We start from the raw sequence: 10,360 nt of genomic DNA on the forward strand, positions 1-10,360 counted from the left end.
CGGGAAACGCCCCGGATGCCCGCAAAGCGAATCATCCGCACCCTGCATATTTCCGGCCGAATAGGTAGCAAACCGACATTGTCTAGTCTTGCCCGGGTGGCCACGCAGGCGTGTGAGGTGCCGAGGATGGCCAGGTTCGTGTGGTCGCCCTCGATGGCCGGGCATCCGGAGCCGGGTTCTCGTTTGTTGCACGGCCTGGTCACGTCCTGGAAGTACGGGCAGCGGGTGCGTTGCAGCAGATTGCCGGCGACCGTCGCCATGTTGCGCACCTGGCCGGACGCGCCGCTCAGCACCGCCCGCGCCAGCATCGGATAGCGGGAGCGCACCAGGGGATCGGCCCCCAGATCGCTGTTGCGTACGGCGGCGCCGACGCGGACCCGGTCGCCGACCTCCTCGATCGCGTCGAGCGGCAGCCGGCTGACATCCACCAGGTGGTCCGGTTGTGCCACTCCGAGGCGCATGAGGTCCACGAGGTTGGTGCCGCCGCCCAGATACATGGCGCCGGGCCCGAACCTGCGTACCGCGTCCGACGGGCTCTCCGCGCGGGCGTACTCGAAGGTCTTCACGGCGCGACCTCGGCGATCGCGCTGACGATGTTGACGTAGGCGCCGCACCGGCACAGGTTGCCACTCATCCGCTCTCTGATCTCCTCCGGGGTCAGGTCCGGGTCGGCGAGGATGTCGTCGGTGATGGCGCTAGGACCCGGCTCGCCCAGCATCCCGGCCGCGGAGCAGAGCTGCCCCGGCGTGCAGTAACCGCACTGGAACGCGTCGTGCTCGATGAACGCGGCCTGAAGGGGGTGCAGATCGTCCTCCCGGCCCAGCCCCTCGACGGTGGTGATCTCCGAGCCGTCCATCGCGACGGCCAGCGCCAGGCAGGAGTTGGCCCGCCGCCCGTCGATCAGGACCGTGCAGGCCCCGCACTGCCCGTGGTCGCAGCCCTTCTTGGCGCCGATCAGTGCCAGCCGTTCGCGCAGCAGGTCGAGCAGCGACATCCGAGGGTCCACGTGCACCGCGCGGGACACGCCGTTCACCTTCAGGGTGATGTCCATGGCGCACGCCTACCCGAGGTCCAGACGAGACAACCCCTGAGGGCGGTAAAGCAGGAGCCCCGGGATTTCGTCCCGTTTTGTGCCTTCGTCGGCGGGTAGCCGAGCGGGATGAGCCGGGCGATCGACGAGCAGATGACGGAGTCGGCGGCGGTGCTCACCGTCAACGCCGGCTCGTCGAGCCTCCGCCTCGACCTCGTGGAGGGCGGCTGCGTGCTGGACAGCGCGCATGCCGAGTGCGCCATCGACCCGGGCTCGGCCAGGGAGGAGCTGTCGGCGTTCCTCGGCGGGCATTTCGGCCGCGACATCCGTGCCGTGGCGCACCGCCTCGTGCACGGCGGCGACCTCGTACGCGCCCCTGCCGTGGCCGACGACGAGACGGCCGCGGCGCTGCGCGGCCTGACGAGCCTGGCGCCGCTGCATCTGCCGCCGGCGCTGGCCCTGCTGGAGGCGGCCCGCGAGGAGCTGCCGGCCGTGCCGCACGTGCTCTGCCCGGACACCGCTTTCCACGCCGGCCTGCCGGAGGAGGCCGCGGTCTACGCGCTGCCGCTCTCGTGGCGGGAACGGTTCGGCCTGCGCCGCTACGGTTTCCACGGCCTGTCGTACGGGTGGGCTGCCGACCGGACGGCCGAGCTGCTCGGCAAGCCGCTGACCGAGCTGGACCTGGTGCTGACGCACCTGGGCGGCGGGTCCTCGGTGTGCGCGGTCTCGGGCGGGCGCAGCCTGGACACGTCCATGGGCTTCACGCCGCTGGACGGGCTGCCCATGAGCAAGCGCTCGGGCAGCGTGGACCCCGGGATGCTCCTGTGGCTGCTCTCATCGGACCATCTGACGCTTGAGGAACTGGGCGAGGGGCTGGAACGGCGCTCCGGCCTGCTCGGGCTGTCGGGGGGCCTGTCGGGGGACACACGCGACCTGGTGGCGGCCGCACAGGAGGGGAACGCGGCGGCGCAGCTGGCGCTGGACGTGTTCAGCCACCGGGTGAGCAGGGAGATCGCCGCCGCGGCCACCTCGCTGGGGCGGATCGACGCGCTGGTCTTCACGGGGGAGATCGGCTGGGACCAGCCAGAAGTACGCGAGGCCGTCTGCCGGCGGCTGGGCCTGCTCGGCATCGAGCCTCCCTCCCTGGGCAACCGCCACGACGACGGACCGGTCAGCCCGTTCGGTTCGGCTGTCCCCGTCATGGTGGTCCAGGTGCGGGAGGAACTGCAGCTGGCCCGCGAATGCCTGCGGATGCTCGCGGAGGAGGACGAATGACGGTTCTCGACGAGGTACGCCGGTCGGCACTGCCGCTGACCGGCCCGGGGGACCTCGACCCGCTGCTGGAACGCGTGGGCGAGGCCAGATTCGTGCTGATCGGCGAGGCCAGCCACGGCACGCACGACTTCTACGCCTGGCGGGTGGAGCTGACCCGCCGCTTGATCGCCGAGAAGGGATTCGGGTTCGTCGGGGTCGAGGGCGACTGGCCCGACTGCGAACGGGTGCATCGGGCCGTAACCGGCGACACCGATCCCTTCGAGGCGCTTTACGCATTCCGGCGCTGGCCGACGTTCATGTGGGCCAACCACGAGGTCGTGGAGTTCTGCCGGTGGCTGCGGCGCTGGAACTCCGGTTTCCCGCCGGACGAGCGCTGCGGCTTCCACGGCCTGGACGTCTACAGCCTGTGGGAGTCGCTGCGCGCCGTACGGCGCTACGCCGCCGCCCAGCTGCCGGACGAGATGGATTCGGTCATGGGCGCGCTGTACTGCTTCGAGGCCTACGGCCACGACCCGCAGCAGTACGGCCTGGCCACCCGGCTGATCCCGGAGACCTGCGAGGACGAGGTGGTGAACCTGCTCAAGTCCGTGATCCACGCGGCTCCCGAGGACGAGCAGGGTTTCAGCGTCCGGCAGAACGCCGAGGTCGTGGCCGGGGCCGAGCGCTACTACCGGACCATGATGCGGGCAGGTCCCGAATCCTGGAACGTCAGGGACATCCACATGGCCGACACCATGGACCGGCTCGCGGAGTTCCACGGCGCCGGTTCTTCCGGGGCCAAGGGCGTGGTGTGGGCGCACAACACGCACGTCGGCGACGCCCGCGCCACGGACATGGCCGCCGCCGGCATGACCAACCTCGGCCAGCTCGCCCGGGAGCGGCACGGCCGGGACGCCGTGCTGGTGGGGTTCGGCACCCATCGCGGGTCCGTGGTGGCCGCCGACCGGTGGGGCGCCCAGCACCACGTCATGCGGGTGCCGCCCGCGCGGCCCGCGTCTCTGGAGGCGCTGCTGCACGACGCCGCCACGCCGGAGGCCCTGTTCGTGGTCCCGCCCGAAGGGTCCAGGGCGGCCTTCTACGACGAGCCCATGGGACACCGGGCGATCGGCGTCGTCTACCATCCCGAGCGCGAGCGTTGGGGCAACTACGTGCCCACGGTCGTGGGCCGCCGCTACGACGCGTTCATCTGGCTGGACGAGACCAAGGCGCTGCACCCGCTGCACGGCGAGCCGTGGGGAGACACCGAACCGGAGACTTACCCGACCGCCATGTGACCGTTTGTCGGTGGCGGGTGGTTGGATCTCTCGTGTGGAGGCGTCGGTCGAGCAGCTCGTCTACGTCCGGGAGGACGAATACACCGTCGCGCGCATGAGCGCCGACGGCGAGCCCGACTTCGTGGCCACCGGGCGGGCGCTGGCCGGGGTGCAGCCGGGCGAGACGCTGCGGCTGTTCGGTGAGTGGGGCAGACATCCGCGTTACGGCCGCCGGTTCGCGGTGAGCGGGTGCGAGCGGGTGGCGCCCTCGTCGGTGCGGGCCATCCGGATCTACCTGGGGTCGGGGCTGATCAGAGGGATCGGGCCGCGGCTGGCGTACGCGATCGTCGACCACTTCGGCGAGGCCACGCTCAAGGTGATCGACAGCGAGCCCGAGCGGCTCACCGAGGTCGTCAACATCGGGCCGCAGCGGCAGGGCCAGATCGTCCAGGCGTGGCAGGAGCAGAAGGCGATCGCCGCGCTGATGGTGACGCTCCAGGGGCTCGGGGTCAGCCCCCTGCTGGCGGCCAAGATCTACCAGGTGTTCGGCCAGGACGCCGACGAGGTCCTGGCCACCGACCCCTACCGGCTGATCGGGCGGGTGCGCGGCATCGCGTTCCGCATCGCCGACAAGATCGCGCTGCAGTCCGGCGTGCCGGAGCGCAGCCCGCAGCGGGTCAAGGCGGCGCTGCTCGACCGGCTGGAGGCGGCCGGGAACCGCGACGGACACTGTTTCGTGCCGATGTCCACGCTGGTGAGGGAGACGGCGGAGCTGATCGAGCAGGACCAGTCCCTCGTGCGCCCGATGATCGACGCGCTGGTGGCCGACCGCAGGGTGGTCGTGGAGGCCGGCCCCGACCAGCTGGGCACACCGGTGATTTACGCCAAGCACGTGCACAGCCGTGAGGCGGCGCTGACCGAGCAGATCACCCGGCTCACGCGGGCCCGCTCGACCCTGCCGCTGCGCTCCTTCCGTGACGACCCCGGGCTCCACGACGACCAGCGCGCTGCCGTCAACATGGCGTTGACCAGCACCGTCTCCGTCATCACCGGCGGCCCCGGGTGCGGCAAGAGCCACACGGTGAAGGCCATCGCGACCACGGTCAGGGCCGCCGGCGGCACGGTGACGCTCACGGCGCCCACGGGCAAGGCGGCCAAGCGCCTGTCCGAGCTGACCGGGATGCCGGCGATGACCGTGCACCGGATGCTCGCCCAGCAGCCCGATCCCGACCCGGAGACGTTGTTCGACGAGCGGCCGTCGCAGGCCGACTTGATCGTGGTCGACGAGGCGTCCATGCTCGACCTGCACCTGGCCACCCGGCTGGCCGCGGCCGTGTCGTCCGGGAGCCACCTGCTGCTCATCGGCGACAGCGACCAGCTGCCGAGCATCGGGCCCGGCGACGTGCTCGCCGACCTGCTGAGGGTCGAGGCGATCCCCCGGGTGCAGCTCACCCACGTCTTCCGGCAGGCGGGCGGCAGCGGCATCATCGACGCCGCCCACCGCATCCGCGCCGGCCGGCTGCCGGTCCGCACGGCCGCCGGCGGGTTCTGGTTCGAGGAGCTCGACGATCCCGCGCAGGTCGCGCGGCGGGTGGCCCACCTGGCGATGGTGGCCATCCCGCGCAAGCAGAACGTCGAGCCCGGCCAGGTCCAGGTGCTGTGCCCGATGCGCAAGGGCGAGACGGGCGCCACGACGCTCGGCCGGCTGATCCAGGACCAGCTCAACCCGGCGGCCGACGACAAGCCGGAGCACTGGTCGGGCGCGTCGGTCTTCCGGGTGGGCGACCGGGTCATGCCGATCCGCAACAACTACGACAAAGGCGTCTTCAACGGGGAGACTGGGACGGTCACGGCGGTCGTGCAGGAGGAGCGCGCGATCGAGATCCTGACGGACGACGGGGAGCGCGTTCGCTACGGTTTCGACGAGCTCGACGACCTGACCCACGCCTACGCCATCAGCGTGCACCGGTCGCAGGGCAGCGAATACCCGTTCGTGGTGGCGCCGATCGTCGCCGAGTCGGGCGGGATCATGCTGCGTCGCAAGCTCCTTTACACGCTGGTGACCAGGGCCAAGGCGTGGGTGGTGCTGGTGGGTCAGCGGGAGGCGCTGGAGATGGCGGTCCACCGGCTGGGCCACCGCAGAAACACCGGCCTGGCCCGCCGCCTCGCGCTGGCTCTCGACGACTAGCCCCCGTCACTGCGACTGACCTGGGTACCTCCGCCACCCCGCCGCACGTCGGCAGGGGTCCCTTTCTCACGGCGTGCAAACCGAGTGCAAAGGGCGGCCTCGCGGCAAGGAAAGGGTCAGGCCGACAGGTGCCGGCTCACTTCGTCGGCCAGCCGGTCGAGGGAGCGGTCGAGCAGCTCGCGCACCTCGTCGGCCCGTGCTCCCGAGTCGGGCTCGTCGAGGAGGGAGATGTGCACGGTCACCTCGCTCGTGCCGCCGGCCGTATCGGACACCTGGAGCCAGCCCGCGTAGCCAGGGTGGTCGCGGCCGCCCCACTCCACCCGCAGCTGCGCCTCCGAGGCGCGGAACAGCCCCTCGTGAGGCCCTGGCCCGGGCACCAGATCGCCGCCCGCCTCCAGAGTGCCGGGGCCGGCGTCGGCGACCGACAGGCCCTGCGGCAGCCACCTGTCCATGATGTCCACATCGGACGCGACTCCGTACACGATTGCGCTGTTCGCGGGCATGCCGCGCGTCGCCTCGAACTCCGCCATCCCCAGCCCTCCTTCCAATGCCACCGCCGTACCCGTGTGATCTGCTCGCAAACCGCGGTCGTGGCGCGGGGGCTTGCCGCTACGGTGGCGCGGATGGGAATCGTGCGGCGAGGGGAGCGCGGCGATGGCTGAGCAGCCACGGGTGCCGCCCGAGATGTTCCGGTTCACCTCCACCGAGCGGGCCGACCTGCATACGGCGGTCCTCAGCGCCTTCGGCGAGGCCGGCGAGCGGCTCGAGGCGGCGCTGACGGTGGACGAGGTGCGGGACGGGCTGCGGGCGGTGGGGTGGTACGCGCCGGTCGGCGAGCAAGAGCTGACCGGGACGCTGAAGCAGCTCGCGGGGTGGGGGCTGCTCGACGTGATCTTCAACCATGCGGGGAGTTTCGCCACCGCGGAGGAGTACGAGCGGAAGAACCTGCAGTATTCGCTGACCAGGCGGGGGGAGGCGGCCTACGCCGGGGTGCGGCACGCGATGGCGGTGCTGGGCTCGGCCGGAGCGTTGCAGACCGCTGTGCTCGACGCGATCGCCGACCGGCTGGGGGAGCTGGAGGGGCTGCTGCGTGATCCCGATTCCAGGTGCGACCGGCGGATCTTCGCCGCTCTGCAGGAGCTGGAGGCCCATCTCGACGGGCTGCGGGACAACACCAAGCGGTTCAACGGCGAGCTGCAGCGGCTGCTGCGCGTCGAGGCGTCCGAGCTGAGCACGTACCACGAGGTCAAGGGCGCCACGGTGGCCTACCTGCAGGAGTTCGCAGGCAATCTGGAGCAGCGCGGCGACACCATCGCCGCCGCCGTGCGCGCGGTGGCCGGGCACGGCGTCGACGTGCTGCACGCGCGGGCGCTCGACGGGGCCGATCTGCCGAAGGCGCCCGGCACGGATCACACTGCGGCGTGGCTGGCGGCCAGGGCGGCCAGGTGGGAGGGGCTGCGGCTGTGGTTCGCGCCCGACGACGGCGCGGTCCCGCGGGTGCGGCTGCTCCATGACGTGGCGCGGCGGGCCATCGTGTCGCTGCTGCAGGTGCTCGACCGGATCACCGACTCCCGCCGCCGCTCCTCCAGCGCCGCGGCCGACTTCCGTACGCTGGCCCGCTGGTTCGCGGGCGCGCCGAGCGAGGACGACGCGCATCGGCTGTGGGACGCGGCGTTCGGGCTGGGCTCCGCCCGGCACGCGCACCTGGGGCACGCGGACGCCGAGCTGATCCCGGCCGGCGTGCCGTGGCCGGAGGCCGAACCCGTGGAGGTGTCGGCGCTGCTGCGTGCGCGCGGGCGCAACGAGCGGATGGGACGTACAGGGAGGGTACGCGACGTCGACTCCTTGCGGGCCGAGCGCAGGGCGCGGGCCGGCAAGGAGCGGGCGGAGCTGGAGGCCGCCTGGTCGGCACTGTCCACCACCGGCGCCATGCGGCTGTCGCAGATGGGGGAGCTCGATCATGAGACGTTCGGGCGGCTGCTCGATCTGGTCGGGAGGGCCCTGGCCGAGCGGCCCGACTCGACCGGGTTCCGGCGGGCCGTGACCTCCGACGGTCGGGTGGAGATCGTGCTGCGGGCTCCCGATGACGGGGCGGTGGCGGTGTTGCGCACCTCGGAGGGGTGGTTCCGGGGGCCCGACTACCTCATCGACGTGCGCTCGCTCGAGACCGCCCGCGGCCGGATGCCCGACGCGCGTCGCTGGGCGGCCGGCGAGGGGCCGCGGAGACGGGTGGTGGGCGCATGAGCAGCCTGGCCAACCAGCTCGTCAGGGCCGAGAAGGAGGAGATCGCGCGGGCGATCAGAACCCTGCTCGGCCGGCCCCTCGTGTCCCAGCACGACGACCCGGCCGCCTTCGACCTGATCACGAAACGGCGGCAGCCGCTGATCCAGTGGTTCGACTACTTCTGCGGCTGGCGGCTGGTCGTGGAGCCGCGCCAGGGGTACGCCCGCCTGGTCAAGGTCAGGTCCGAGGCGAGCGCCACCCGGCCCGCCCTGCGCCGCCGCGCCACCAGGGCCCCCTTCGACCGCCGCCGCTACACGCTGCTCTGCCTGTGCGCGGCCGAACTGCTCACCTCGCCGGTCACCACGATCGGCATGCTGGCCCGGCGCGTCGTCCAGGCGGCCGCGGTGGAGGCGGAGGTGCCCGCGTTCGACCCGGTCAAGGGCGGGGAACGGGCCGCGTTCGTGGACGTGCTCAAACTCCTCGAACACTACGGCGCGATCATCGCCATGGACGGCGCGACCGACGCCTACCTCGACGACGAGGCAGCCAAGGTGCTCTACCGCGTGGACACGACCCGGGTGATCAGGCTCCTCGCCGCCCCGGTGCCCCCTTCGCGGATCGCGTTCGAGGAGGCGGGCCGCCGCGGCGCCGTGCCGGCCGCGCTCACCACCGAGGCGCGGTACGGCGGCGAGGAGCCGACCGAGACCCAGCGCACCCTGTGGGCCAGGCACTCGCTCATCCGCCGTCTGCTCGACGAGCCCGTCGTCTACCGCGACGAACTGACCGCCGACCAGTCGGCCTACGCGGCCTCACTCACCGGCCGCCGGCTCATCCGCCGCGTCGCGGAGGAGGCCGGTTTCGTACTGGAGGAACGTGCCGAGGGCTTCCTGCTCATCGACACCGACGCCACCGCCACGGACACGAGGTTCCCCGACGACGGCAGCCACGCCAAGGTGGCCGCCCTGCTCATGCTCGACCTGCTCGTCTCATCCGGCCCCGTCACCACCGCCCGGCTCGACGCCGAGGCCACGGAGCTGCTGCGCCGCTTCCCGCTGTGGGCCAGGGCGTACCAGTCCGACGGGGGCGGGTCGCGGCTGGCCGCCGACGCGCTGGAGGTGCTCACGATGTTCGGGCTGGCCCGCCGCACGGGTAACCGGGTCGCCGCCCTGCCCGCCGCGGCCCGTTACCGGGTCGACACGGCCGACCAGGAGGATTCATGACAGTCACCGAGCTCACCGCCGCCGCCCGCGCCGCGCACGGAATGGACTCCCGCTGGGTCCCCGTACGCGCGGGCATCCTCAACGTGTGGCGCTACTACGACGAGGTGTTCGAGTTCCATCGGGGCAGGCTGCTGCTGCGCGGGCCGAACGGCAGCGGCAAGTCCAAGGTGCTCGAGCTGCTGTTCCCGTACGTGCTCGACGCCAGCCTCAAGCCGAGCCGGCTGTCCACGTTCGGCGGCACCGAGCGCACCATGCACTGGAACCTGATGGGCGACGGCGCCGGCGGCACCACCCGCGTCGGCTACGTGTGGCTGGAGTTCCGGCACGCCGACGGCCGCTGGTTCACCTGCGGCGCCCGGCTTCAGGCCACCATCCACACCAAGAACGTCACCGCCGTCTACTTCACGACCGAGGCCCGCGTCGACACCGCCGACGGCATCCGGCTCACCGGCGAAGCCGGTCAGCCGCTGACCAAGGCCCAGCTCGTCGAGGAGCTCGGCACGTCGGGCAAGGTCCACGAGTCCGCCGACGCCTACCGCACCGTCGTGCGGCAGACGCTCTATCCGGCGCTCAACGAGCAGCGCTACGACTCGCTCCTCACCGCCCTGCGCCAGCTGCGCACACCCAAGCTCTCCGAACGCCTCGACCCCGGTCTGCTGTCCGACCTGCTGTCGAGCGCCCTGCCGCCGCTCGGTGAGGGGGAGATCCACGAGATCGCCGAAGGGTTCGAGCGGCTTGACCGGCAGCGCGAGGAGCTGCGGCTGCTCGACCGCGACGTGGAGGAGGCCGACCGGCTCGCCGTCCGGCAGCGTGGCTACGCCCAGCGCGTCCTGCGGGCCGCCGCCGCGGCGGCGACGTCCTCGGGACGCGCCCAGGACTCGCTGGCGGCCGAGGCCGAGGCCAAGCGGGAAGCGCTCAAGGAGGTCGAAGGCGAGCTGGCCGCCACGACCGCGCGGCTGGGCGAGGAAGAGGCGCAGGAGCTGGCGCTGGCCGCGCAGATCGACGGGCTCAAGGAGAGCGAGGCGTACGCGTCGGGCTCCGAGCTGCACCGGCTCCGCACGGAGGCGCAGGCCGCCCACGAGACGGCCGCCCGCCTCCGCGACCAGGCGGGTGCGGCCGCCCGCTCCTCCGCGGCCAAGCAGGAGTCGGCTTCCTCGGCCGAAGCCACGGC

The 10,360-nt window shown here is 72.2% G+C and carries 8 protein-coding genes and 1 pseudogene; 6 read left to right on the forward strand and 3 right to left on the reverse strand.

The annotated features are described in order from the left end of the window. Both AB0J09_RS42655 and AB0J09_RS42660 read right to left on the reverse strand, forming a co-directional pair. On the reverse strand, positions 1-566 hold a 566-nt coding region (locus AB0J09_RS42655), incomplete at its 3' end, for an FAD binding domain-containing protein (protein WP_360704317.1). Continuing rightward, positions 563-1,051 (reverse strand): 2Fe-2S iron-sulfur cluster-binding protein, encoded by a 489-nt coding sequence (locus AB0J09_RS42660; protein WP_360704320.1) that lies wholly within the window; start codon positions 1,049-1,051, stop codon positions 563-565. The genes AB0J09_RS42660 and AB0J09_RS42655, both read right to left, overlap by 4 nt. 108 nt (positions 1,052-1,159) lie before the next feature. Between AB0J09_RS42660 and AB0J09_RS42665 the strand changes: the two genes are divergently transcribed. From AB0J09_RS42665 to AB0J09_RS42675, 3 genes are read left to right on the forward strand one after another with little or no spacing between them, the layout of a single operon-like run. Then, entirely contained in the window at positions 1,160-2,305 is a 1,146-nt protein-coding gene (locus AB0J09_RS42665; RefSeq protein ID WP_360704323.1) for an acetate/propionate family kinase, read from the forward strand. Further along, positions 2,302-3,579 carry an erythromycin esterase family protein gene (locus AB0J09_RS42670; RefSeq protein ID WP_360704326.1) on the forward strand — a complete coding sequence of 426 codons (1,278 nt, stop codon included), beginning with the start codon at positions 2,302-2,304 and terminating at the stop codon, positions 3,577-3,579. Before AB0J09_RS42665 ends, AB0J09_RS42670 begins: the two co-directional genes overlap by 4 nt. A 34-nt stretch (positions 3,580-3,613) precedes the next feature. Further along, positions 3,614-5,746 (forward strand): ATP-dependent RecD-like DNA helicase, encoded by a 2,133-nt coding sequence (locus AB0J09_RS42675; RefSeq protein WP_360704329.1) that lies wholly within the window; start codon positions 3,614-3,616, stop codon positions 5,744-5,746. A 116-nt stretch (positions 5,747-5,862) separates the two neighbouring features. Here the strand turns inward: AB0J09_RS42675 and AB0J09_RS42680 are convergent, their stop codons facing one another. After that, positions 5,863-6,276: an SRPBCC family protein gene (locus AB0J09_RS42680; protein WP_360704332.1), complete on the reverse strand. Its 414-nt coding sequence runs from the start codon at positions 6,274-6,276 to the stop codon at positions 5,863-5,865. Between the two features lie 124 nt (positions 6,277-6,400). On the opposite strand from AB0J09_RS42680, the gene AB0J09_RS42685 reads away from it, so the two are divergent. The 3 genes and pseudogenes from AB0J09_RS42685 to AB0J09_RS42695 form a co-directional block, all read left to right on the forward strand. Then, complete coding sequence (locus AB0J09_RS42685; protein ID WP_360704335.1) at positions 6,401-7,990, forward strand: TIGR02677 family protein; 1,590 nt, start codon at positions 6,401-6,403, stop codon at positions 7,988-7,990. After that, positions 7,987-9,189: a TIGR02678 family protein gene (locus AB0J09_RS42690; RefSeq protein ID WP_360704338.1), complete on the forward strand. Its 1,203-nt coding sequence runs from the start codon at positions 7,987-7,989 to the stop codon at positions 9,187-9,189. The genes AB0J09_RS42685 and AB0J09_RS42690 overlap by 4 nt, the downstream gene beginning before the upstream one ends. Continuing rightward, a pseudogene (locus AB0J09_RS42695) lies at positions 9,186-10,360 on the forward strand (TIGR02680 family protein); the annotation flags it as partial. The gene AB0J09_RS42690 and the pseudogene AB0J09_RS42695, both read left to right, overlap by 4 nt.

It is taken from the genome of Nonomuraea sp. NPDC049784 (genome assembly GCF_040659615.1).
Lineage (GTDB): Bacteria > Actinomycetota > Actinomycetes > Streptosporangiales > Streptosporangiaceae > Nonomuraea.

Bases quoted from the DNA above. Each gene is read 5' to 3' on its own strand.
- AB0J09_RS42660 (WP_360704320.1), bottom strand. From the start codon at position 1,051: ATGGACATCACCCTGAAGGTGAACGGCGTGTCCCGCGCGGTGCACGTG.
- AB0J09_RS42665 (WP_360704323.1), top strand. From the start codon at position 1,160: ATGAGCCGGGCGATCGACGAGCAGATGACGGAGTCGGCGGCGGTGCTC.
- AB0J09_RS42670 (WP_360704326.1), top strand. From the start codon at position 2,302: ATGACGGTTCTCGACGAGGTACGCCGGTCGGCACTGCCGCTGACCGGC.
- AB0J09_RS42680 (WP_360704332.1), bottom strand. From the start codon at position 6,276: ATGGCGGAGTTCGAGGCGACGCGCGGCATGCCCGCGAACAGCGCAATC.
- AB0J09_RS42685 (WP_360704335.1), top strand. From the start codon at position 6,401: ATGGCTGAGCAGCCACGGGTGCCGCCCGAGATGTTCCGGTTCACCTCC.
- AB0J09_RS42690 (WP_360704338.1), top strand. From the start codon at position 7,987: ATGAGCAGCCTGGCCAACCAGCTCGTCAGGGCCGAGAAGGAGGAGATC.